This is a genomic window from Planotetraspora silvatica, from assembly GCF_016863315.1.
GTDB lineage: Bacteria > Actinomycetota > Actinomycetes > Streptosporangiales > Streptosporangiaceae > Planotetraspora > Planotetraspora silvatica.
On record NZ_BOOQ01000015.1, the window covers coordinates 111,609 to 134,200 of the forward strand.

Annotated in this window: 21 protein-coding genes; 12 read left to right on the forward strand and 9 right to left on the reverse strand. The window is 71.5% G+C overall.

Annotated features, from left to right (window positions below):
- Positions 1-2 precede the first annotated feature (2 nt).
- Together Psi02_RS12975 and Psi02_RS12980 are read right to left on the reverse strand one after the other, a co-directional pair.
- On the reverse strand, positions 3-1,079 hold the full coding sequence (locus tag Psi02_RS12975; RefSeq protein ID WP_203973841.1) for an ATP-dependent DNA ligase: 1,077 nt from the start codon (positions 1,077-1,079) through the stop codon (positions 3-5).
- The gene (locus Psi02_RS12980; RefSeq protein ID WP_203973843.1) at positions 1,063-1,800 is read right to left on the reverse strand and encodes a pyrimidine reductase family protein; all 738 of its coding nucleotides are present in this window, start codon (positions 1,798-1,800) and stop codon (positions 1,063-1,065) included. Before Psi02_RS12980 ends, Psi02_RS12975 begins: the two co-directional genes overlap by 17 nt.
- A gap of 139 nt (positions 1,801-1,939) precedes the next feature.
- Here Psi02_RS12980 and Psi02_RS12985 point away from each other — a divergent pair, with 139 nt between their 5' ends.
- The 3 genes from Psi02_RS12985 (at position 1,940) to Psi02_RS12995 (ending at position 4,853) form a co-directional block, all read left to right on the forward strand.
- Positions 1,940-2,341: a hypothetical protein gene (locus Psi02_RS12985; RefSeq protein WP_203973845.1), complete on the forward strand. Its 402-nt coding sequence runs from the start codon at positions 1,940-1,942 to the stop codon at positions 2,339-2,341.
- 32 nt (positions 2,342-2,373) lie between these two features.
- Entirely contained in the window at positions 2,374-4,434 is a 2,061-nt protein-coding gene (locus Psi02_RS12990) for an acyl-CoA dehydrogenase family protein (RefSeq protein ID WP_203973847.1), read from the forward strand.
- Between the two features lie 182 nt (positions 4,435-4,616).
- Positions 4,617-4,853 (forward strand): hypothetical protein, encoded by a 237-nt coding sequence (locus tag Psi02_RS12995; RefSeq protein ID WP_203973849.1) that lies wholly within the window; start codon positions 4,617-4,619, stop codon positions 4,851-4,853.
- Between the two features lie 18 nt (positions 4,854-4,871).
- Here the strand turns inward: Psi02_RS12995 and ligD are convergent, their stop codons facing one another.
- A complete protein-coding gene (gene ligD / locus Psi02_RS13000) occupies positions 4,872-5,873 on the reverse strand; it encodes a non-homologous end-joining DNA ligase (RefSeq protein ID WP_203973851.1) in 1,002 nt (333 codons plus the stop codon).
- 131 nt (positions 5,874-6,004) lie between these two features.
- Positions 6,005-6,172, reverse strand: a complete 168-nt coding sequence (locus Psi02_RS13005) for a hypothetical protein (protein ID WP_203973853.1) — start codon at positions 6,170-6,172, stop codon at positions 6,005-6,007.
- Between the two features lie 130 nt (positions 6,173-6,302).
- Here Psi02_RS13005 and msrB point away from each other — a divergent pair, with 130 nt between their 5' ends.
- Positions 6,303-6,704, forward strand: coding sequence for a peptide-methionine (R)-S-oxide reductase MsrB (msrB, locus tag Psi02_RS13010; RefSeq protein ID WP_203951471.1), 402 nt, complete (start codon positions 6,303-6,305; stop codon positions 6,702-6,704).
- A gap of 45 nt (positions 6,705-6,749) precedes the next feature.
- Here msrB and Psi02_RS13015 read toward each other — a convergent pair whose 3' ends face one another.
- The 3 genes from Psi02_RS13015 to hemG form a co-directional block, all read right to left on the reverse strand.
- Entirely contained in the window at positions 6,750-7,316 is a 567-nt protein-coding gene (locus tag Psi02_RS13015) for a hypothetical protein (protein WP_203973855.1), read from the reverse strand.
- A gap of 88 nt (positions 7,317-7,404) precedes the next feature.
- Positions 7,405-8,106, reverse strand: coding sequence for a hydrogen peroxide-dependent heme synthase (gene hemQ, locus Psi02_RS13020; protein WP_203973857.1), 702 nt, complete (start codon positions 8,104-8,106; stop codon positions 7,405-7,407).
- A gap of 18 nt (positions 8,107-8,124) precedes the next feature.
- Positions 8,125-9,564, reverse strand: a complete 1,440-nt coding sequence (gene hemG, locus Psi02_RS13025) for a protoporphyrinogen oxidase (protein ID WP_203973858.1) — start codon at positions 9,562-9,564, stop codon at positions 8,125-8,127.
- 153 nt (positions 9,565-9,717) lie between these two features.
- On the opposite strand from hemG, the gene Psi02_RS13030 reads away from it, so the two are divergent.
- The gene (locus Psi02_RS13030; RefSeq protein WP_203973860.1) at positions 9,718-10,803 is read left to right on the forward strand and encodes a DUF4349 domain-containing protein; all 1,086 of its coding nucleotides are present in this window, start codon (positions 9,718-9,720) and stop codon (positions 10,801-10,803) included.
- Between the two features lie 3 nt (positions 10,804-10,806).
- On the opposite strand, the gene hemE is transcribed toward Psi02_RS13030, so the two are convergent.
- A complete protein-coding gene (hemE, locus tag Psi02_RS13035; RefSeq protein ID WP_203973862.1) occupies positions 10,807-11,844 on the reverse strand; it encodes a uroporphyrinogen decarboxylase in 1,038 nt (345 codons plus the stop codon).
- Positions 11,845-12,374: 530 nt separating this feature from the next.
- Between hemE and Psi02_RS13040 the strand changes: the two genes are divergently transcribed.
- From Psi02_RS13040 to Psi02_RS13060, 5 genes are all read left to right on the forward strand, one after another.
- Complete coding sequence (locus Psi02_RS13040) at positions 12,375-12,971, forward strand: DUF3000 domain-containing protein (protein WP_203973864.1); 597 nt, start codon at positions 12,375-12,377, stop codon at positions 12,969-12,971.
- Positions 12,972-12,988: 17 nt separating this feature from the next.
- Positions 12,989-14,212, forward strand: a complete 1,224-nt coding sequence (locus Psi02_RS13045; RefSeq protein ID WP_203973866.1) for a ribonuclease D — start codon at positions 12,989-12,991, stop codon at positions 14,210-14,212.
- A 127-nt stretch (positions 14,213-14,339) separates the two neighbouring features.
- Positions 14,340-15,485: a Gfo/Idh/MocA family protein gene (locus Psi02_RS13050; protein WP_203973868.1), complete on the forward strand. Its 1,146-nt coding sequence runs from the start codon at positions 14,340-14,342 to the stop codon at positions 15,483-15,485.
- On the forward strand, positions 15,482-16,654 hold the full coding sequence (locus tag Psi02_RS13055; protein WP_275415189.1) for a dihydrodipicolinate synthase family protein: 1,173 nt from the start codon (positions 15,482-15,484) through the stop codon (positions 16,652-16,654). Before Psi02_RS13050 ends, Psi02_RS13055 begins: the two co-directional genes overlap by 4 nt.
- 349 nt (positions 16,655-17,003) lie before the next feature.
- Positions 17,004-17,870 (forward strand): sugar phosphate isomerase/epimerase family protein, encoded by an 867-nt coding sequence (locus tag Psi02_RS13060; protein WP_239094846.1) that lies wholly within the window; start codon positions 17,004-17,006, stop codon positions 17,868-17,870.
- Here Psi02_RS13060 and Psi02_RS13065 read toward each other — a convergent pair.
- Positions 17,854-18,852 (reverse strand): LacI family DNA-binding transcriptional regulator, encoded by a 999-nt coding sequence (locus Psi02_RS13065; RefSeq protein WP_203973870.1) that lies wholly within the window; start codon positions 18,850-18,852, stop codon positions 17,854-17,856. The two genes, Psi02_RS13060 and Psi02_RS13065, sit on opposite strands and share 17 nt — an antisense overlap.
- 133 nt (positions 18,853-18,985) lie before the next feature.
- Here Psi02_RS13065 and Psi02_RS13070 point away from each other — a divergent pair, with 133 nt between their 5' ends.
- Both Psi02_RS13070 and Psi02_RS13075 read left to right on the forward strand, forming a co-directional pair.
- Positions 18,986-20,170: a thiolase family protein gene (locus tag Psi02_RS13070; RefSeq protein ID WP_203973872.1), complete on the forward strand. Its 1,185-nt coding sequence runs from the start codon at positions 18,986-18,988 to the stop codon at positions 20,168-20,170.
- On the forward strand, positions 20,167-22,275 hold the full coding sequence (locus tag Psi02_RS13075) for a 3-hydroxyacyl-CoA dehydrogenase NAD-binding domain-containing protein (RefSeq protein ID WP_203973874.1): 2,109 nt from the start codon (positions 20,167-20,169) through the stop codon (positions 22,273-22,275). Before Psi02_RS13070 ends, Psi02_RS13075 begins: the two co-directional genes overlap by 4 nt.
- The last annotated feature ends 317 nt before the right edge of the window (positions 22,276-22,592 follow it).

Genomic DNA, 22,592 nt, shown 5'->3' on the forward strand with positions numbered 1-22,592 from the left:
GGCTATCGGGCCAGGATCTCGCCGAGGTCGTACCGGACCGGCCTGTCCAGCTGGTCATAGGTGCAGGAGGACGGGGTGCGGTCCGGGCGCCAGCGGCGGAACTGGGCCGTGTGCCGGAACCGGTCCCCCTCCATGTGGTCGTAGGCCACCTCGATCACCAGGTCGGGCCGCAGCGGGATGAACGACAGGTCCTTCTTCGCGTTCCACCGCGAGACGGCCCCCGGCAGGCGCTGGCCCTCGGAGCCGCCCTGCGCGAACTCGGCCCACGCCCCCCAGGGATGTTCGCTCAGATCGTCCAGCCGGTACGGCGCCAGCTCCGCCACGAGCTCCTCCCGCCGCTTCATGGGGAACGACGCCGCCACGCCCACATGGTGCAGGCGCCCGTCAGGCGAATACAGCCCCAGCAGCAGGGAGCCGACGATCGGGCCGGACTTGTGCTCCCGGTAGCCGGCGACGACGCAGTCGGCCGTGCGCTCGTGCTTCACCTTGAACATGACCCGCTTGTCCGGCGAGTACGGCAGGTCTCCCGGCTTGACCACGATGCCGTCGAGCCCGGCGCCCTCGAACATGTCGAACCACTCGCCGGCCACCCGGTCGTCCTGCGTGACGGGCGTGAGCCGCACCGAGTCGCCGGCCTTGGCGAGGGCTTCCTCGAGCCGGGCTCTGCGCACCGAGAACGGCTCGTCCATCAGGCTCTCGGACCCGAGGGCGAGCAGGTCGAAGGCCACGAACGACGCGGGCGTCTGCTCCGACAGCAGCTTCACCCGCGAGGCCGCCGGATGGATGCGCTGCTGGAGGGTGTCGAAGTCGAGCGACTCGCCGCGGACGATGATGATCTCGCCGTCCACGACGCACCGCGGCGGCAGCTCGTTCTTCACCGCCTCCACCAGCTCGGGGAAGTAGCGCGTGAACGGCCGCTCGTTGCGGCTGCCCAGATAGACCTCGTCGCCGTCGCGGAAGACGATGCAGCGGAAGCCGTCCCACTTCGGCTCGTAGTAGAGCGAGCCGTCCTGGGGCGGCATGCCTTTGACCGCCTTCGCGAGCATCGGCGAGACCGGTGGTTCAACCGGCAGGGCCATCCTGGACCTCCCTGACGTATCTGCAGAAGAGGAAGCCGTCCTCTTCCAGGACCTGGGCGAGCACGAGGGGGATCTGCGACGCCACGCCGTTAAGGATGCGGGCGGCGTCCCCGCCGAGGAGCACGGGGCTGACCGACAGTGACAGCTCGTCGACCAGCCCGGCGGCCGCGAGCTGGGCGTTGAGGCGGGGGCCGCCCTCGCACAGGATCCTGCCGAGCCCTCTGGCGCGCAGCTCGCGCACGGCGAGCGGCATGTCGACCCGGTCGTCTCCGGCGATGACGACGTCGGCGTTCTTGGCCGCCTCCTCACGGCGGTCCTGCGCGGCGGCCTCCGTCGTTATGACGATGGGCCGCGCGTACGGCTCGGCCTCGGTGAACAGCGGACCGCCGAGGTCGAGGTCGAGCCGCCGCGTGACGACGGCGATCGGCGGGGCGGGCGGGCGTCCCTCCCGGAGGGCGGACCACGACTCGCGGGGCCTTGCCGGGCCGTACCCCTCGCTGCGGACGGTCGCCGCTCCCGCGAGGACCACGTCGGACAGACCGCGCATGATGCCGAAGATCCTGCGGTCGCCCTCGCCGGACAGCCCGGCGGACAGGCCCTTCATCCATGCCGCGCCGTCGGCGCTGGCCACCATGTTGAGCCTCAGCCATTCGTCGCGCGGGTAGGCGTAGGAGGCGACGAGATCGGGATCGTCCTCGACATCGGGATGGATACGGCGCACGGTCTCTACATTGGCACACACGGGCGACAGACCGGCAGAGCGGAGACGAGCCGATAACGGTTCGATGTCACGGCGTGTGAGACGTCGCGGAGTTGACGAAAGACCTCACAGAACTGTTCGGAAACCTGTCGGAGGGCCCGTGCAACTCGCCGCGCTCACAGTTTGGCTGGTCTCGACCCTGGCCGGGCTCTACCTCATGATCCGGTGGCTGGCCGACGGCGGTCTGCGGCCCCAGGCCACCAAGGTCACCCGCTATCCCCGCACTCTGATCGTCGGCCACCCGGCCCTCGCCGTCGCCGGGCTCGCCCTCTGGGTGGCCTTCCTCCTCACTCACGACGAGGGCTACGCGTGGGCCGCCCTGGTCGTGATCACAGCGGTCGCGCTGCTCGGTTTCACGATGCTGACGCGCTGGCTGGGCGGCGGGCGTCACGCGCGGGACTCGGGAAGACGCCGCCCGATGGCCGCCATCCTGCTCCACGGGCTCACAGGGCTGTCCACCTTCGTGCTCGTCATGCTGATCACGACGACCATCCGCTGGTAGCGCCGGGCGGGAAGGCGATCTACAGTGCGCGCATGGGCATCGGGCTGACCACCGACCATCGGGATCTCGAGGCCGCCGTACGGCGGTTCGCGGAGCGGCGGGTCTCCGCCAGAGCCGCCGATCACCGGGAGTTCTGGGACGACCTGGCCACGCAGGGGCTGCTCGGCCTGCACCTGCCCGAGGAGCACGGCGGCCAGGGGTTCGGGCCGCCCGAGCTCGCCGTCGTCCTGGAGGTGCTGGGCGAACGCTGCGCCCCAGGCCCCTTCCTGCCCACGATGATCGCGTCCGCGGTCATCGCCGAGTGGGGGACGGAGAAGCTCCGGGCCGAACTGCTCCCCCTGCTCGCCGACGGCTCACTCACCGCCGCCGTGGCGCTTCCGGAGACCTCCCAGGAGGGCCTCGCGCTCGGCGAGCCGGACGCCGGCGTCCTCCTCGTGCCCGTGGACGGCCGCTGGGCGGTCCTCCGCTCGGCTGACGTCACGGTGCGGGCCGTCACCGGCCTCGATCTCACCCGTGGGCTCGTCCACGTGTCCGCGGACGCCGTGAGCGAGGACCGCGTGCTGCCGGGCGTGACCTCCGCGACGGTCCGGGACGTGATCGCCGTGCTCGCCGGCGCCGAGGCCTGCGGAGTGGCGGCGTGGGCCGTCACGACGGCGGCCGAGTACGCCAGGACCCGTGTCCAGTTCGGGCGGCCCATCGGGCAGTTCCAGGGCGTCAAGCACAAATGCGCCGCGATGCTGGTCGCGCTGGAGCAGGCCAGGGCCGCGGTGTGGGACGCGGCCCGTGCCGTCGAGGACGGCCACGGGGCGCGGATCGCGGCGGCGGGGGCGGCCGTCCTCGCTCCGGACGCGGCGGTGCGCTGCGCGGCCGACGCGATCCAGGTGCTCGGCGGCATCGGCTACACCTTCGAGCACGACGCCCACCTCTACTACCGGCGGGCCCTGTCCCTCCGCGCGCTGGTCGGCGATCCCGGGGTGTGGGCCGGGCAGGTGACGCGGCTCGCGATGGCGGGCGACCGCCGGGAGCTCGAACCCGACCTGCCCGACGAGGCCGTGCCGCTGCGGCAGCGGATCCACGCGGAGGCGGCACGGCTCGGCGCGCTGGATCCCGCGGAGCGGCGTACCGGGTTCGCGAGCGGAGGCTGGATGATGCCTCACCTGCCCGAGCCGTGGGGCAGGGCCGCCGCACCGCTGGAGCAGGTGATCATCCAGCAGGAGTTCCGGCATCTCGGCCGCCCCAACCTCGGAATCGCCGCGTGGGCCGTCCCCTCCATCGCCCGGTACGGCACGCGTGAGCAGCAGGACCGGTTCATCCCCGGGACGCTCAGAGGCGAGTTCGTCTGGTGCCAGCTGTTCAGCGAACCGGGAGCCGGCTCCGACCTGGCGTCGTTGTCGACGAAGGCGGTGCGGGCGGAGGGCGGCTGGCTCATCAGCGGCCAGAAGATCTGGACGTCCCTCGCCCAGTACGCCCATTGGGCGATCTGCCTGGCCAGGACCGACCCGGACGCGCCCAAGCACGAGGGGATCACGTACTTCCTGGTGGACATGTCGTCCCCGGGGGTGGAGGTCCGCCCGCTCAAGGAGATCAACGGCGACGAGATCTTCAACCAGGTCTTCCTCGACGACGTCTTCGTGCCGGACTCGCTGGTGGTCGGAGAGCCCGGCCAGGGGTGGCGGGTCGCGCGGGACACCCTGTCGCACGAGCGCGTGTCCCTCGGCGACTCCTGGGGCCCCGGCTCTCAGCACGGCGACATCGTCCGCCATCTCGGCAAGGTCGGAGCGCTGCGGGAATCACAACTCGAGGAGGCGGGCCGCCTCTACGCCGAGGGCCACGCCATCTCCGCCCTCGGCCTGCGGGTCACCCTGGCCCGGCTCGAGGGGACGGACTCCGGCGCCGGCTCCAGCGTCCGCAAATTGCTCGGCATGGGGCAGGCGCAGCGGGTCTCGGAGTTCTGCTGGTCGCTGGATCCCTCGGACCCCCACTGGAGCAGGATGATCCTCACCACGAGGGCCTTCACGATCGGCGGCGGCACGACGGAGGTGCAGCTCAACATCATCGGAGAGCGCGCCCTCGGCCTCCCCCGCGACCCCTGACCTCCTCCCCCGTCACCCCTGACCTCCGGCCCCGGGGGCCCTGGCCGAAACGGCCGGCAGACCAGGTCCGGCTCACCCGCGGGACGCGTCGGCGGCGTCTCGACTCGGAATACCCGATGGCCACGTGAGCTGCCGAGGCGTACGGTGAGTGAGTAATTGATCGCCCCCCGTAAGGAGCGCCGATGGAGGCTTCGTCGGACGGCCGAATCCTGCTCTTCGTCGCCATCGGCATCGCTCTGTTCGTCGCCGGACGCAAGTTCCAGCTCATGCTCAACGCCTGGCGGGACTGGCGGAAGGCGGTCGAGGGCCTCCCCAAGCTCCGTTCCACGGCCTGGGGCGGTGTCGGGACGATGTTCCGGGTCGGCGTCGTCGCGGCCCTGGTGTTCGTGGTCGCGACGATGGTGAACCGCCACATCTGACCGGATCCCGGCCGACGTTCAGCCGGTGGACGGCCTCGCCTTCGACGGCTGGACCCGCTTGGGCTCCCCGGGCATCTTGGGATAGTTCGGCGGGTAGGGCATGTCGCCCCGCTCGTCCGCGGCGTACCACTCCAGCAGCGTGTCGATGCCGAACGCCTGGTCGTCGATCGCGCGGTGGACGTCGCCCAGCTTCGCGAACCGCTCCGGCATGGTCGTGATGTCGAAGTCGCGGGGGTCGCAGCCCTCCAGCTCGTCCCAGGTCACCGGGGCGGAGACCAGGCCGTCGGGGCGGGCGCGGACCGAGTAGGCGCCGACCACCGTGCGGTCCAGGGCGTTCTGGTTGAAGTCGATGAAGATCTTCTCGCCACGCTCCTCCTTCCACCAGGCGGTCGTCGCGAGTTCCGGCAGGCGGCGTTCCACCTCACGGGCGAGGGCGATGCCGGCGTGCCGTACGTCGACGAACGACCAGCGGGGCTCGAGGCGGATGTTGATGTGGATGCCGCGGTTGCCCGACGTCTTCGGGAAACCTTCGACGCCCAGTTCGCCGAGGACCTCCCTGGCGGTGAACGCGACCTTCCTCGCCTCGTCGAACCCCGTCCCCGGCTGCGGGTCGATGTCGATGCGCAGCTCGTCGGGATGCTCCAGGTCGGGCCTGCGCGCGGCCCAAGGATGGAAGTCGATCGTGCCGAGGTTGGCGCACCACGCGAACCCGGCCACCTCGGTCGGGCAGAACGCGTCGGCCGTACGGCCACTGGGGAACCGCACGGAGACGGTCTCGATCCAGTCGGGATGCTTGGGCATCCGCTTCTGGTAGATCGCCTCCGCCTCGACCCCGTCCGGATGCCGTTTCAGATACGTCGGCCGGTCCCGGAGCGCGCGGAGCACGCCGTCGCCGACGCTGATGTAGTACTCCACCAGGTCGCGCTTGGTGGCGCCGGCTGCGGGAAAGTAGATCTTGTCCGGGTTCGTGACCTTGACGGTCCGTCCACCGGCGTCGATTTCGATGTACGGCGATGCCATGGCTCGGACACTACCCCGGAAGAGCCGGGGAGGAGGGTCCGTCCCGGGCTGCCAACGGCGGCCGGACCGGGAGCACCCACGAGCCACCGCGCCCACCCGGCGCGGAGCCCGTGGTCGCGGCGAGCGGACGCTCACGTGGCGAGCGCCGTCGCCGCGACGGGACGGACACGACGGGCCACCCCTGCGGGCGGCATCCTCTTGCCGCCCTGCGGCGCCCAGCACGGGTAGGGCGCTTCGCCGCCAGGACGGCGGGACAGGCCGACCCCCTCCCGGAACGGGTGGACGATCAGCCCCCTCATCAGTGAAGACGCCAAAAGAGCGGCGAAAGGATGCTTCGCCGGAAAGAACTCTTGCGGGAAGATCTCCCGGCTCCGTGTGGTTCTTAGTACGTAATCCCCACAGGGGGCGGCCGCGCTTAGGCTGGTGAACATGGACAAGGTGGTCAAGAGCGACGCCGAGTGGCGGGTGCAGTTGTCTCCCGAGGAGTTCCGCGTCCTCCGGCAGGCGGGGACGGAGCGTCCGTTCACAGGTGAGTACGTCGACACCAAGACGACGGGCGTCTACTCGTGTCGCGCGTGCGGCGCCGAGTTGTTCCGGTCGGACACGAAGTTCGAGTCCCACTGCGGATGGCCGTCGTTCTTCGAGCCGTCGAAGTCGGAGGCCGTGACCCTCATCGAGGACGACTCCCTCGGCATGAGGAGGGTGGAGGTCCGCTGCGCCCGCTGCGACTCCCACCTCGGTCACGTCTTCCACGGCGAGGGCTACGCGACTCCCACGGACGACCGCTACTGCATCAACTCGGTGTCACTGACCCTGCTGCCAGAGAAGTGATCCCTTCCGTACGGCGTGCCCGCCCAGGCGTCACGCCGTACGGCGTCATCGGGGTTCGGGGCTGGTGACGCGGCAGTCGGGATCGTCCGGGCCGAGGACGTTGGCGAGGACCGGGTTCCCGTTCTCCCCGAGATCGGCCTGGACGAAGACGACCCTCGAGGCGTCACCCTCCGCGGCCAGGTACTCCAGGCCCCGCTCGCACAAGGTGATCGCGGCGTCGGAGTCGTCGTCGGCCTCCGGGAGGTCGGTGTAGATCCGGAGATAGCCCCCGGTCGTCCGGATGTCACGGACCAGGGCGGACGTGCGGTCCCTCCACCGGGAGCGGAAATAGGCGACGGCCTTGTCGTCGGTGTAGTCCGACCGCGTCGGCGCCGCCATCTCCACTCCGGCCGCCGTCTCCGGCGCCCCGGATCGCGCGCGGACGCCGACGCGGGCGACCTCCGGCTCATCCGGCTCCGCGGAGGCGGGAGCCGTACGGGATCCGGACGGCCACAGGTGGACGGGACCGGTCGTCACGAGGACGGCCGTCGCGATGACCGCCGCGCCCACACCCCCCTCGACGACCCAGGCCCGGGTCCGGGTCTTACGGCGGCGCCCTCTGGAACGTGCCACGTGCCTCGACACGGCGGCCCTCACCTGCGTAGGGGATTTCCTCCGAGTATGACAAAGATCACAATGTCGCACCGGCGGTTTCCCGGCATCAGGGCAATGCGGCGACGAGTTCGCTCACCGGCTTGCGGGTGCCCGTGTAGAAGGGGATCTCGATCCGGGTGTGCAGCCTGGCCTCGGCCCCGCGCAGGTGGCGCATCAGGTCGACGATGCGGTGGAGTTCGTCGGCCTCGAAGGCGAGCATCCACTCGTAGTCGTTGAGCGCGAAGCAGGCGACGGTGTTGGCCCGGACGTCGGGGTAGTCGCGCGCCATCTTCCCGTGCTCGGCGAGCATCCGCCTGCGGTCGGCGTCGTCCAGCAGATACCACTCCAGGGACCTGACGAACGGGTAGACGCTGACGAAGCCCTTCGGCTCCTCATCGGCCAGGAAGGCCGGGATGTGCGACTTGTTGAACTCGGCGGGCCGGTGCAGGGCCATCGCCGACCAGACGGGCTCGCTGGCCCGGCCGAGCGCGGTACGGCGGAAACGCGTGTAGACCTCCTGGAGGTCCTCCGCGGAGGGCGCGTGCCACCAGAACATGTAGTCGGCGTCGGCCCGGAAGCCGGAGACGTCGTAGCAGCCGCGGGTCACCACGTCCTTGCCCGCCGACTGCCCCAGGAGCTCGCCCACCTCGCCCGCGACGGCCTCGCGGCCGGGCGGGAGCAGGTCACGGAGCCGGAAGACCGACCACATCGTGTAGCGGATTACCTGGTTGAGATCGCGCGCCTTGGGCCGCGCGGTGCCGTCCGTCATGGGGCCCATTCTGCCGTCTCAGCCGTCCGGTTCCTCCTTCGCCCCGGCGGCGGGCCGGGCGTTCAGGTGCTCCAGGACGCGGGCGGCGGCCGTACGGCCCGTGGCGATGCAGGCGGGGATGCCCACTCCGTCGTAGGCGGCTCCGCACAAGGCCAGGCCGGGGTGGGCCGCCACGGCCGCGCGGGCGCGGGCCACACGGTCGAGATGGCCCACGTCGTACTGGGGAAGCGCGCCGCCCCACCGGGTGACCCGGGTGTCGATCGGCAACCCCCGGACTCCCATGACCTCGGTCATCTCGTTCATCGCGAAGGCCACCAGCTCGGCGTCGTCCCGCTGGAGCAGTGCCTCCTCCCCCAGCCGCCCGATCGAGCAGCGCACGAGGACCAGGTTCGGGTCGGCCTCGCCGAGGTGCGGCCACTTGGTGGTGCTGAACGTCACGGCCTTGACCGGCCTGCCCTCGACCGGCGGCACGAGGTAGCCGCTGCCGGAGGGCGGTTCGGGGAAGGCGGATCTCGGATAGGCGAGCGTGACGATCGCCATGCTGGCGTACTCGATCCCGGCCAGCTCCGCCGCCGCCCTCGGCGCCTCCCGCGCCAGCAGCCGCGCGGCGGCGGTGGCGGGCACGGCCAGGATGACGGCGTCGGCCTCGACGACCTCCTCGTCCCTGGTGGGCCCGGTGATCAGCCGCCAGCCGTCCGGAGTGCGCACGAGGTCGCGGACCATCACCCCGGTGCGGACCTCGGCCCCCGACGCCTCGGCCACGGCCGCGGGCAGGCCGCCCAGGCCGCCCTTGAGGGTGGTGAAGACCGGACCGGCGTCCTTGGGCGCCTTGGCCGTGAGATCCCGCGCGGCCTTCAGCAGGGACCGCTCCGTACGGGCCGCCGCCGCGACGCCGGGCATCGTGGCCTCGAGAGAGAGCGTCTCCGCGCGGCCCGCGTAGACCCCGCCGAGCAGCGGCTCGATCATCCGGTCCACGACCTCGCCTCCGACGCGGGCCCTGATGTACGCGGCGACCGAGACGTCGGTCGTGACCAGCGTCGGAGGAAGGATCTGATCCATCGGCACGCGGGCCAGGCCCCCGGGCGTCAGGATGCCCGAGCGGGCGAGCGCCGCCACGTCGGACGGCACGCCCATCACGTGCCCCTTCGGCAGGAGACGAAGGGCACCCCTGGACAGGATGGCCGACGTGGTCGTGCCGGGGCTCACGAGCGCTTCACCAAGCCCGACGTGCCGCGCCAGCTCCTTGCCCTCGGGACGCCGCGCGAGCATGGCCTCGGCCCCGGCGTCGATCTCGACGCCGCCGACCTCCGAGGAGAACAGCTTGCCTCCCGTGCGCGGCGCGCCGTCGAGCACAGTGATCTTCAGCGTCGGATCGCCGCGGTGGAGATGCCACGCGGCGGCGAGGCCGGCGATGCCCGCCCCCACGACGACCACACGCCGGCCAGAGGTCCCGTCCATATGGAGAGAAGTTACCGCTCCGTCCTGATGGTCCCGGCACCGCCGTACAAGGTCACGAGCCGGCCTCCGGACGGTCACCCGGCGAGATCGACACGTGACGGCATCGTGACGCCGGTACCGAAACCGGCTCGTACGGGGGTCCGTCTCAAGAGCATGAGACGAATCCGGTACGGCATCGCGCTCGTCGCGGCGACCGCCTTCCTGATCTCGGGGTGCGCCGCCGGCTCCGAGTCGGGCACGTCAAGCACGGCCGACGGTGTGGCCGCCCCGGCGGCCCCCGAGTCGGTGACCGGTGGAGGCACCGGCCAGGACGCCGCCGGGAATCCCGGCGCCCCCAAGGCCCCGACGGCGGACAACTCCAAGCTCGAGCCCTCGAACAGATCCGTCATCCGCAGGGCGGAATTGACCGTGCAGGCCAAGGACGTGTGGGGCGCCGCCGACAAGGGCCGGCAGATCGTCTCCACGGCCGGCGGCTACGCCTCCGACGAGCAGAGCAGCTCCCAGCCGGGAAACGACATCGCGGTCGTCACCTTCAAGGTCCCCGCGGCCCAGTACCCGGACGTGCTCGCGCAACTCGGCCGTGACCTGGGCAAGCGGGCGTCGCAACGTCAGAGCACGGAGGACGTCACCGGCGAGGTCGCCGACGTCGACAGCCGCGTGAAGTCCGCCAAGTCGTCGCTCGCCCAGTTCCGCCTGCTGCTGTCGAAGGCCACGCAGATCGGCGAGATCATGGAGATCGAGCGGGAGATCTCCAGCAGGGAGTCCGACCTCGAGTCGCTGCAGGCCCGGCAGAGGGCGCTGTCGGCACAGACCGCGATGGCGACCATCACGCTCACGGTGACCCTGCCGCCCACGCCGGCGCAGGCGGCGAAGGCCGCGGAGCCGGATGAGCCGAGCTTCCTCGCGGGGCTCAAGAAGGGCTGGGGGACGCTGGCGGCGTCGACCGAGATCGCCCTCGCCGTGTTGGGGGCGCTGCTCCCGTGGCTGGTCGTGGCCGGCGTCGTCTGGCTGGCCGTGATCGCGGTGATGCGCCGCGTCAGGCGCCGTACGCCGCCGAACCCGGGGCCGGGCACTCCGCCGAAGGGGCCGGGCGGCCCGCCGCCCGTGCCGGCGATGGTGGGCGGACCCATGGGACCGCCTCCCGGCACTCCCGTCGGCCCGCCTCACGGTGGTCAGCCCGGCGGTCAGCCCGGCGGACAACCGGGCGGCCCGCACGTGGGGCCGCCGCCGGCGCGGTGAGGATCAGCGCGCGGACACCTCGTGCACGAGGTCGGTGAGACGCGCCAGCTGGCCGGGGTCGGTGGACGGGAGCACGCCGTGTCCGAGGTTGAACACGTGCCCCTCCGCCACCCGGCCCCGCTCCACCACGTCGCGTGCGCGCTCCTCCACCACCTTCCACGGGGCGAGCAGGATCGCGGGGTCGAGGTTGCCCTGGAGCGCCTTGCCCGCGCCGACCCGCAGGGCGGCCTCGTCGAGCGGCACCCGCCAGTCGACCCCGACCACGTCGGCCCCGGCCTCGCCCATGAGGCCCAGCAGCTCGCCCGTCCCGACGCCGAAGTGGATCCGCGGCACTTCGAGATCGGCCAGCTCGGTGAAGATCCGGCTGGTGTGAGGGAGCACATAGGTGCGGTAGTCCTCAGGGGCGACGGCGCCGACCCAGGAGTCGAACAGCTGCACCGCGGAGGCGCCCGCGGAGGCCTGGACGCGGAGGAACGCCAGGGTGATCGTGGTGAGCCGGTCCATCAGCTCGTGCCACAACTCCGGCTCGCCGTACATCATGGCCTTGGTCCGGTCGTGGTTCTTGGAGGGGCCGCCCTCGATCAGGTAGGACGCGAGCGTGAAGGGCCCTCCCGCGAAACCGATGAGCGGGGTCGCGTCGAGCTCCTTGACGAGCGCCTCCACCGCCTCGGTGATGTAGGGGACGTCGTCCGGCTCCAGGGCCCGCAGGCGCGCGACTCCCGCGTGGTCTCCGATCGGCGACTCCACGACCGGGCCGACGCCGGGCTTGATGTCCAGGTCCACCCCGATGGCCTTCAGCGGCACCACGATGTCGCTGAAGAAGATCGCCGCGTCCACGCCGTACCGGCGGACGGGCTGCATGGTGACCTCCACCACGAGATCCGGCGTGGCGCACGCGGTGAGCATCGCGTGGCCCTCCCTGACGCGCCGGTATTCGGGCAGCGACCGGCCGGCCTGGCGCATGAACCAGACGGGCGTATGCGGGACGGGCTCGCGCCGGCAGGCGCGGAGAAAGGCGGACTCGGCCAGCTGGGGATTCACTCCTCCAGCGTCCCACGCCGGACGACCGCCCGGTGCGCCAACCTCTCACCTGGGGACGGCAACGGGATGATCTTCATTGGACGATCTTCGTCGACCCCGGCATGGCGCGGCACACGGGGCACCAATGATCGGTATGGTGGGCCCACCCCGCCCTGCGAATCCCTTCACAGCTCGGCAAAATGTTCGTCAATCGACCATCCGGCATCGATTCCAATGCCACTTTCGAGACACGCCGAGCGCGTTGCGGGGAAATGTCGGCGGGACGTGCCAACGTCGGAGCAGTCCTGAGCGACCGACACGACCGCGGATCCGACGAGAGGCCCGGAGCGATGACTTCGATGTGGAGTTCCCCCGAACGCCGCACTGAGCACTGTGCCGGCTGCGACGCCGGGCGCACGTTCGAGCACCCACCCTGCCCGGCCTGCGGGGGCGCGTTGCTGGTTGTGACGGCGACGGCTTGACGACCATCCATGCCCCCCATCGCCACCCCCCTGCTTCGCGCCATCCCGAATCCGACCTACTCTTCGGTCATGACCCTCGGTGAACCGCCAGCGCCTCCCGCCGCCTTCCGGCGCGCCCTGGAGACGCTGCGCCCCGCCGAGGTGAGGCCGGAGATCGAGCTGGAGGACATCCCCGCCCCCCAGCGCCTCGCGCCCTATTCGGGAGCGGTCGGAGCCTCCGTGTACCGCGAGGACGACGAGCTCGCCGTCGGCCGCCTGATCATGCTGTTCGACCCGGACGGCCAGCGGGGCTGGGAAGGCCCGTTCCGCCTGGTCGCCTACGTCCGCGCCGACATGGAACCGGAGATCACCTCCGATCCGCTGCTCGGGCCGGTAGCGTGGAGCTGGCTCACCGAGGCGCTCGACTCGCACGGCGCGAACTATGCCGCCGCCGGCGGCACGGTCACGCGCGCGGTGTCGGAGGGGTTCGGCAACAAGGCCGAGGATCCCGTCACCACCGAGCTGGAGCTGCGGGCGTCCTGGTCGCCGCTGGACGAGGACCTGTCCGCACACGTCGCCGCCTGGTGCGACCTGATGTGCCTCGCGGCGGGCATACCGCCGCTGCCCCCCGACGTCGCGGCGCTTCACCCGCGCCCGGCCCGCCGAGAAGATCCGAAAGTTCCTTAACCTGTGACCGAGAACCTGTGACAGAACCCGAAGTCCAGCCCCTGTTGGAGCCGCGAGAAGGTATCCCGCCCGTCATCGAGGACCCGGCGGCGCTCGAGGCTGTCGTGCGCGCGTTCGCCGGGGGCACCGGCCCCGTGGCCGTCGACGCCGAGCGCGCGTCGGGCTACCGCTACAGCGGCCGGGCCTACCTCGTCCAGCTTCGCCGTACGGGCGCGGGCAGCGCACTCATCGACCCGATCGGCTGCCCCGACCTGAGCGGGCTCGACCACGTCCTCGAGGACGCCGAGATCGTGCTGCACGCGGCGACACAGGACCTGCCGTGCCTGTCCGAGCTCGGCTTCCGGCCGCGGCGGCTGTTCGACACCGAACTGGCGGGCAGGCTGCTGGGCTACGAGCGCGTCGGGCTCGGCACGATGGTGGAGGTCGTCCTCGGGTTGCGGCTGGAGAAGGGGCACTCGGCGGCCGACTGGTCGACCCGGCCCCTTCCGGAGGCCTGGCTTCGGTACGCCGCGCTCGACGTCGAGGTGCTGATCGAGCTCCGCGACGCCCTGCACGCGGAACTCGACTCCACCGGCAAGCTCGACTGGGCGCTGGAGGAGTTCGCCTCCATCGTGGCCGCTCCCGGGCACCCTCCGAGGAGTGATCCGTGGCGGCGGACCTCGGGGATACACCGTGTGCGCACGTTGCGCGGCCTCGCCGTCGTGCGCGAGTTGTGGGCGCTCAGGGACGAGATCGCGCGGACCTCCGACCTCGCGCCCGGCCGGGTGCTGCCGGACTCGGCGATCGTGCAGGCCGCGCTCGACCAGCCGCGCACCACCAAGGCGCTGACCGAGATCGCCCCGTTCACGGGCCGCAGCGCCCGGCGGCACCTGCGCGACTGGCTCGGCGCGGTGAACCGGGCACGCGGGCTGGCCGAGTCGGAGCTGCCCCAACCGGTCGGGCAGGGAGACGGCCCGCCTCCCGCCAACCGGTGGGCCGACCGCGACCCCGCGGCCGCGCGGCGGCTCGCGGCGGTTCGCACGGTGGTCGCGGCGCTCGCCGACGCCCACCGCATGCCGATCGAGAACCTGCTCCAGCCGGACGCGGTGCGCCGGCTCGCGTGGGAGCCGCCCGCGGATCTGTCCGAGGAGGCCATCGCCGAGCGGCTGCGCGGGCTCGGAGCCCGGCAGTGGCAGATAACGCTGACCGCTCATCCGATGGCCAAGTCCCTCGAACGCCTGGAGATCAAGGGCGAGGTCTGAGCGGCTCCTCGATTCCTGGGGTGCCCGTGAGCTTTGTCCGGGTCTGACCCCTTGCGTGGTGCCTGTGCCCAGCGATGTTATTCTCGCCGGGAAAGCGCTTTCCCCTCGTCGATCAGGAGTGCCTCGGATGAGCGACCGCGTTCTCGGCGTCGTGATGAGCGGTGTGACCGGGCGGATGGGATACCGCCAGCATCTGGTCCGTTCCGTTCTCGCCATCAACGAACAGGGCGGGGTGGCCCTTTCCGACGGCAGCCGGGTGCGCCTGCGGCCCGTGCTCGTCGGCCGCACCCTCGGCAAACTCGCCGACATCGCCGCCCGGCACGGCGTCGCCGACTACACCACCGACCTGGACGCCGCCCTGGCCGACCCGGCCAACGAGATCTACTTCGACGCCCAGGTGACGCAGGCCCGGGTTCCCGCGACGCTCAAGGCGATCGCGCGGGGCAAGCACGTCTACACCGAGAAGCCGACCGCGGAGACCGTGGCCGACGCCGTACGGCTGGCCGAGGCCGCCCGGGAGGCCGGGGTGAAGAACGGCGTCGTCCAGGACAAGCTGTTCCTGCCTGGGCTACTCAAGCTCAAGCGACTCGTCGACGGCGGGTTCTTCGGGCGGATCCTCTCGGTGCGGGGCGAGTTCGGCTACTGGGTGTTCGAGGGCGACTGGCAGCCGGCGCAGCGGCCCTCGTGGAACTACCGTGCCAAGGACGGCGGGGGCATCGTGCTCGACATGTTCCCCCACTGGGCCTACGTGCTGGAGAACCTGTTCGGCCGGGTCGAGTCGGTGTACGCGCACGTCAGCACCCACATCACCGAGCGCTGGGACGAGAGCGGCAAGCCGTACGAGGCGACCGCGGACGACGCGGCCTACGGCGTCTTCGAGCTTGAAGGCGGGATCGTGGCCCAGATCAACTCCTCCTGGGCGGTCCGGGTGAACCGCGACGAACTGGTGGAGTTCCAGGTGGACGGAACCCACGGCAGCGCGGTCGCCGGGCTGCGGGAGTGCCGGATCCAGCACCGCGCGGGCACGCCCCGGCCGGTGTGGAACCCCGACCTGCCCGTCACCGAGTCCTTCCGCGACCAGTGGCAGCGGGTGCCGGACAACACCGACTTCGACAACGGCTTCAAGATCCAGTGGGAGATGTTCGTCCGGCACGTGCTGGAGGACGCCCCCTTCCCGTACTCGTTCGCCTCCGGCGCCCGTGGCGTGCGGATCGCCGAGCTCGGCCTCCGCTCGCACGCCGAGGGCCGCCGTCTCCAGGTGGAGTCGCTGTGACCGGTCCCGTCATCTCGCTGCCGGGGGTGCGAGAGCCGTACGAACTGGGGGAACCCGTCACCTGGACGCGCCCGAGCGGCCCGCCGGGCCGGCGGGTCGCCTACGCGGCGGCGCACGTGGTCGCGGACGTCCACGGGGGCAACGGTCCCGGACGGCCGGCCGCGGTCGACTGGGACGCCACGCTGCGGTTCCGGCGGCACCTGTGGTCGTACGGCTTCCGCGTCGCGGACGCCATGGACACCGCGCAGCGGAACATGGGCCTCGACTGGGCGGCGACGCGCGAGCTGATCGCCCGCAGCGCGGCCGAGGCCCGTGCGCTGGGCGACCCCGCCGACCTGGTGGCCTGCGGCGCGGGGACCGACCACGCACCGGACGCCGGCTCACTCGATGAGATCACCGCCGCCTATCTCGAGCAGGTGGAGACCGTCCGCGCGGCGGGGGCCGGCGTGATCCTGATGGCCAGCCGGCAACTCGCCCGGGTCGCGCGGGGGCCCGAGGACTACCACACGGTGTACGGCAGGCTGCTCGGCCAGGCGGACCGGCCGGTGATCCTGCACTGGCTGGGCGAGATGTTCGACCCCCTGCTCGCCGGGTATTGGGGGTCGCCCGACGTGGAGACGGCGACCGAGTCGTTCCTCGCCCTCGTCCGCGAGCACGCCCCCAAGGTGGAGGGCGTCAAGGTGTCGCTGCTGGACGAGGACCACGAGGTGCGCCTGCGCGCGGCCCTGCCGGAAGGCGTGCGGCTGTACACGGGGGACGACTTCAACTACCCCTCGCTCATCAGGTCGGGGTCGCACGCACTGCTGGGGATCTTCGACGCCATCGCGCCGGCGGCCGCGGCCGCGCTGGAGGCGCTGGATCGGGCCGAGTCGGCGGAGGACGCGACCGCTCGGGCCCGACATTTCGCCATTTATGAGGAGATATTTGGGCCGACGGTGGCGTTGTCGCGGAAGATCTTCGAGGCTCCGACGTACCACTACAAGACGGGGATCGTCTTCCTCGCCTGGCTGGCGGGGCACCAGGACGACTTCGTCATGGTGAACGGCGCCCAGTCGGCCCGGTCGATCGAACACCTCGCCGAGGTGTTCCGCCTCGCCGACCAGGCCGGCCTGCTCCCCGACCCCGAGTTGGCCGCCCACCGCATGACCACCCTCCTCCCCCAGGCGTGATCATGCACAGGTTCGTGATCATGCCACCCGACCAGGCACTCCCCTGGTCGTGATCATGCACAGATTCGCGTACGGCATGCCCGGCCTGCGGAAACGCCCGCCGTGATCATGCACAGGTTCGGGATCAACCAGCCTGACCTGCGGGAACGCCGATCGTGATCATGCAATGGCCCGGGCGTCCACCGGACCATTGCATGATCACCATTCGCGTCGACACAGCTCGGACGGCTTGATCCCGAATCTGTGCATGATCACCGATTGGATACGCCCAGGCCAGGCGGCCTGATCACGAACCTGTGCATGATCACCACAAAGAAAGGGGCTGGTGAGGGGCCATGTCGACGAACCTGTGCATGATCACGCCGGAGGGGTGGGGGCGGTGAGGCGGTTGGCTTTGAACCAGTGGACGACCCGGCGGTGGTCGGTGGCGGAGGCCGTCGACGGGTGTGTACGGCACGGCCTCGAGGCCATCGGACTGTGGCGGCAGGACGTGGCGGCCCAGGGCCTCGGCGAGACGATCGAGCTCGTCCGGAACGCGGGCCTGCGCGTGTCGTCCCTCTGCAGGGGCGGGTTCCTCACCGCGCCCGGCTTCGAAGAGGACAACCGGCGGGCCATCGACGAGGCGGCCGCCCTGGAGGCCGCCTGCCTCGTCATGGTGGTCGGCGGACTGCCCGGGGTCGTGCCGGGCGAACCCCTCGGCACGATCTCACGCGACCTCACGGCCGCCCGGAATCACGTCGAAGACGCTCTCACGCTGCTCGCCCCCTACGCCGCCGAGCGCGGTGTGCGGCTGGCCCTGGAGCCGCTCCATCCCATGTACTGCGCCGACAGGGCCGTCCTGTCGACCCTCGGCCAGGCGCTCGACCTCGCCGCGCCGTACGCGCCGGAGACGGTCGGGGTGGTGGTCGACACCTTCCACGTCTGGTGGGATCCCCAGGTCTTCGGCCAGATCGAGCGGGCGGGAGCGGAGGGCCGCATCGCCTCCTACCAGGTCTGCGACTTCCTCAGCCCGCTGCCCGCCGACGTGCTGCTCGGCCGCGGCATGATGGGCGACGGGGTGATCGACTTCGGGAAGCTGACCGACGCCGTCGCCGCGGCGGGATACACGGGCGACATCGAGGTCGAGATCTTCAACGCGGACGTCTGGGCCGCGGATCCCGACGAGGTCGTGACCACGATGAAGGCCCGCTACGGCACCCTCATCGAAGGCGCCTGACGCTGTCCCGCAGGACGACCCGGCCCTCGACCCCGGCCACGACCGGCGGATCCCCGTGGTCGCCTGACAGGGCCAGTTCGACCGCCCGGGCCCCCATGTCCGCCAGCGGCAGCCGTACGGTCGACAGGGCCGGCGTCAGGTCGCGGAGGGTGGCGATGTCGTCGAAGCCCGCCACCGAGACGTCGTCCGGCACCCGCACACCCCGTTCCCGCAGGGCGGCGAGCGCGCCGACGGCCATGACGTCGTTGACGGCGAACACGCACGTGGCGTCCGCGACCTCCTGGACCGCGGTGTGGCCGCCACCCCGGTCGAACGAGCCGTACACGATCTGCGGCTCGGGCAGGCCGAGGTCCGCGAGCGCCTCGGTGAAGCCGGTGCGGCGGTCGATCGCCGTGACCAGATGGGGCGGTCCCGCCAGCACGGCGAACCTGGTGTGCCCGAGCGCGGCGAGCGCCCTCGCCAGGTCGGCCGCCCCCTCCCGGTTGGCGGGGGCGACGGTCGCGACGCCGAGCAGATCCTGCCCGACGCAGGCGACGCGGCCGCCCGTCTCCCGGTAGCGGCCGAGTTCGGCCCGCAGCCGGTCGGTCACGGCGGCGTCGGCGACGCGGGAACCGGCGATCAGGACCGCTCGCACCCGCTGCGCGTGGAGGGTCGAGACGTAGGCGATCTCACGCTCGGGGTCGCGGTGGGTGGTGCCGACCATGACCATGTGACCGCGGGCGTCGGCGGCCCGCATGGCGCCGTCGGCGATGGCCGCGAAGTAGGGGTCGACGAGGTCGTGGACGACCAGCCCGATGACGTCGCTCGCGCCGCGGGCGAGGGTCTGCGCGGCCACGTTGGTCCGGTATCCGAGCTCGGCGGCGGCCTTCTCGACCCGCTCCCGCATCGCCCGCCCGACCTGGCGCGAGCTGCCGTTGAGCACGCGCGACGCCGTGGCGAGCGAGACGCCGGCATGCCGCGCCACGTCCTCGAGTGTGACCACACGACCTCCCGCCGACGATCAGGAAAGCGATTTCCAGTATGGCAAGGCGGTCCGCGCACCCCCCGATCCGGCCGCTGGTTACTGGCCAGTAGCATTGGCTTCGGAAGCTGCCGAACCGTAGGAGCGAATCCCCGTGCCCGCATCCCGTGAAGTCGTCTTCGTCGACGGCGTTCGGACACCTTTCGGCAAGTCGGGCCCCAAGGGCCTGTACGCCGAGACGCGTGCCGACGACCTGGTCGTCCGTGTCATCCGTGAGTTGATGCGGCGCAATCCGAACCTTCCGCCCGACCGGGTGGACGAGGTCGCCATCGCGGCGACCACGCAGATCGGCGACCAGGGCCTGACCATCGGCCGGTCGGCGGCCGTGCTCGCCGGGCTGCCCAAGTCGGTTCCCGGCTACGCCGTCGACCGCATGTGCGCCGGCGCGATGACCGCCGTGACCAGCGTCGCGGGCGGCATCTCGTTCGGCGCCTACGACGTGGCCATCGCCGGCGGCGTCGAGCACATGGGCCGCCACCCGATGGGCGAGGGCGTCGACCCCAACCCCCGTTTCCTGTCCGAGCAGCTCGTCGACGGCTCGGCCCTGGTCATGGGGATGACCGCGGAGAACCTGCACGACCGGTTCCCCTCCATCACCAAGGACCGCGCCGACGCGTTCGCGGTGGCGTCGCAGGAGAAGGTCGCCAAGGCGTACGCCGACGGCAAGATCCAGCCCGACCTGGTGCCGACGGCGACGCGCAAGGCCGCCGAGGGCTGGGGCCTGGCGACCGTCGACGAGGCCCCCCGCCCGGGCACCACGCTCGAGGGGCTGGGGGCGCTGAAGACCCCGTTCCGCGCGCACGGCCGGGTCACCGCGGGCAACGCCTCCGGAATCAACGACGGCGCGACGGGCTGCCTCGTCGCCGCCGAAGAGGTCGCGCGGGAGCTGGGCCTGACGCCGCGCATGCGGCTGGTCTCCTACGCGTTCGCCGGCGTGGACCCCGAGGTCATGGGCGTCGGTCCCATCCCCTCCACCGAGCGGGCGCTGCGCCTCGCCGGCCTGTCGATCGGGGACATCGGCCTGTTCGAGATCAACGAGGCGTTCGCCGTCCAGGTGCTCGCCTTCCTCGAGCACTTCGGCATCGCCGACGACGACCCCCGCGTGAACCCGTACGGCGGCGCGATCGCGTTCGGCCACCCCCTCGCGTCCTCGGGCGTGCGGCTGATGACGCAACTGGCGCGCGAGTTCTCCGAGCGGCCCGACGTCAGGTACGGGATCACCACGATGTGCGTGGGCATGGGCATGGGCGGCACTGTGATCTGGGAGAACCTGGCATGAGCGACGTCGAGCAGTGGAAGTCCCTCCTCGCGGGGAAGAACGCCGACGAGGTCGTCACCAACGCACTCGTGCGCGACGTCGACCTGCCGTACGGCGCGGGCACGATGGCCCTGATCACGCTGGACAACGGCTTCGACCACACCAAGCCGAACACCTTCGGCCCGCTCGGCCTCCTCGCCCTCGACGAGGCCCTCGACGGCGTCGCCGCGCGTACGGACGTCGTGGCCGTCGGCGTCACCGGCAAGCCGTTCATCTTCGGTGTCGGGGCCGACCTCAAGGGGGCGGCCGAGGTGACCTCCCACGAGGAGGCCGCGGCCATCGGCGCGCTCGGCCACCACGTCTTCCGCCGGCTCGGTGAGCTGGGCGTCCCGTCGTTCGCCTTCGTCAACGGCGCGGCGATGGGCGGCGGCCTGGAGATCGCCCTGCACTGCGTCTACCGGACGGTCTCGTCCGGCGTGCCGGCGATCGCGCTCCCCGAGTGCTTCCTCGGCCTGGTGCCCGGCTGGGGCGGAACTCAGCTCCTCCCCCGCCTCATCGGGCCGGAGAAGGCCATCAAGCTGATCATCGAGAATCCACTCTCGCAGAACCGCATGATCAAGGGCCGGGACGCGTTCGAGCTGGGCGTCGCCGACGCCGTGTTCGAGCCCGCGGACTTCCTGGAGGAGTCGCTGCGCTGGGCCGCCCAGGTGCTCCGCGGCGAGATCACCGTGCGGCGGGCGTCGCACACCGACGCCGACTGGACGCCCGTGATCGAGCAGTCGCGTACCCTGGTCGACCTCAAGCTCCGCGGCGCATCCCCCGCGCCGTACCGCGCGCTCGACCTCATCGCCCTGGCCCGTACGGCGTCGCGGGACGAGGGCTTCGCGGCCGAGGACGAGGCGCTCGCCGACCTGCTCATGGGCGACGAGCTGCGGGCGGGGCTGTACGCGTTCGACCTGGTGCAGCGCAGGGCCAAGAGGCCCGCGGGCGCACCGGACCGGGCGCTCGCCCGCAAGGTCACCAAGGTCGGCGTCGTGGGCGCCGGGCTGATGGCGTCGCAGCTCGCGTTGTTGTTCGCGCGCAGGCTCGAGGTCCCCGTCGTCCTGACCGACCTCGATCAGGACCGCCTCGACAAGGGCGTCGGCTACGTCCACGCCGAGGTCGGCAAGCTGCTGGCCAAGGGCAGGATCTCCGGCGACCAGGCCAACCGGCTGAAGGCCCTGGTCACCGGCTCGCTCACCAAGGACGCCTTCGCGGACGCCGACTTCGTCATCGAGGCCGTCTTCGAGGACCTCAAGGTCAAGCAGCAGGTGTTCGCCGAGGTCGAGGCCGTCGTCTCCGAGACGTGCGTGCTGGCCACCAACACGTCCTCTCTGTCCATCACGGAGATGGCCTCCGGGCTGCGGCACCCCGAGCGGGTCGTGGGCTTCCACTTCTTCAACCCGGTCGCCGTGCTGCCGCTGCTGGAGATCGTCCGGGGCTCGGCCACCGACGACGCGACGCTGGCGACGGCCTTCTCCGTCGCCAAGTCGCTCAAGAAGTCGTCGGTGCTGGTCAAGGACGCCCCGGCGTTCGTCGTCAACCGGCTGCTGACGCGCTTCATGGGCGAGGTGATCGCCGCCGCCGACGAGGGCACGCCCCTGGAGACGGCCGACCACGCGCTCGACGGCCTCGGACTGCCGATGACCCCCTTCGCCCTGCTCCAGCTCGTCGGCCCGGCCGTCGCGCTGCACGTGGCGGAGACCATGCACGCCGCCTTCCCCGGCCGCTACGGCGTCTCGGCGAACCTGGCCAGGCTCGTGGCGGCGGGCAAGCCGGGCGTCTATGGGGCCGACTTCCAGATCGACCCCGAGGTGCGGGCGCTGTTCGAGGGCGGCACGCGGCCGTCCACGGGCGAGGAGGTACGGCTCCGCGCGCTCAGGGCGCTCGCTCAGGAGATCAGGCTCATGCTCGACGAGCGCGTCGTGTCGGCGGCCGAGGACATCGACCTGTGCATGATCCTCGGGGCGGGCTGGCCGTTCCACACCGGCGGCGTCACGCCGTACCTGGACAGGACCGGCATCTCCGAGGAGGTCAGCGGCAGCCGCTTCCTGGCCCCCGGCGTCGCGTCCGTCCCCGCGGCCTGACCGGCCCCTGAATAGCCGTAGGTGCCGCGATCTTCCCGGTCGCGGCACCTACGTTTCGTTGTCTCCCGGCCCGTCGGCCATGTGCTGCTCGACGACGATTCCGGCGGGGCCGGCGAGGGGCGCGATGCTTGCCGAAGACATCCGCCTACCCTCATCCCTATCTGTATGCGGTATGCAATATCGCTCGAACATGCGATACGGGGACCGCCGTCCAAGGCCACGATGCTCAGAGCCGCCCCGATCCAGGCGGGCCCGATGGTCGCACGGCGTTCGGGCCACGGGGCGGTCACGGCAGAACGCCGACGATCCGGTGAGGA

Excerpts from the sequence above, each read along its gene's own strand:
- Psi02_RS12975 (WP_203973841.1), bottom strand. The coding sequence starts at position 1,079 with ATGGCCCTGCCGGTTGAACCACCGGTCTCGCCGATGCTCGCGAAGGCG.
- Psi02_RS12990 (WP_203973847.1), top strand. The coding sequence starts at position 2,374 with ATGGGCATCGGGCTGACCACCGACCATCGGGATCTCGAGGCCGCCGTA.
- Psi02_RS12995 (WP_203973849.1), top strand. The coding sequence starts at position 4,617 with ATGGAGGCTTCGTCGGACGGCCGAATCCTGCTCTTCGTCGCCATCGGC.
- ligD (WP_203973851.1), bottom strand. The coding sequence starts at position 5,873 with ATGGCATCGCCGTACATCGAAATCGACGCCGGTGGACGGACCGTCAAG.
- Psi02_RS13005 (WP_203973853.1), bottom strand. The coding sequence starts at position 6,172 with ATGAGGGGGCTGATCGTCCACCCGTTCCGGGAGGGGGTCGGCCTGTCC.
- msrB (WP_203951471.1), top strand. The coding sequence starts at position 6,303 with ATGGACAAGGTGGTCAAGAGCGACGCCGAGTGGCGGGTGCAGTTGTCT.
- hemQ (WP_203973857.1), bottom strand. The coding sequence starts at position 8,106 with ATGACGGACGGCACCGCGCGGCCCAAGGCGCGCGATCTCAACCAGGTA.
- hemG (WP_203973858.1), bottom strand. The coding sequence starts at position 9,564 with ATGGACGGGACCTCTGGCCGGCGTGTGGTCGTCGTGGGGGCGGGCATC.
- Psi02_RS13030 (WP_203973860.1), top strand. The coding sequence starts at position 9,718 with ATGAGACGAATCCGGTACGGCATCGCGCTCGTCGCGGCGACCGCCTTC.
- Psi02_RS13040 (WP_203973864.1), top strand. The coding sequence starts at position 12,375 with ATGACCCTCGGTGAACCGCCAGCGCCTCCCGCCGCCTTCCGGCGCGCC.
- Psi02_RS13050 (WP_203973868.1), top strand. The coding sequence starts at position 14,340 with ATGAGCGACCGCGTTCTCGGCGTCGTGATGAGCGGTGTGACCGGGCGG.
- Psi02_RS13075 (WP_203973874.1), top strand. The coding sequence starts at position 20,167 with ATGAGCGACGTCGAGCAGTGGAAGTCCCTCCTCGCGGGGAAGAACGCC.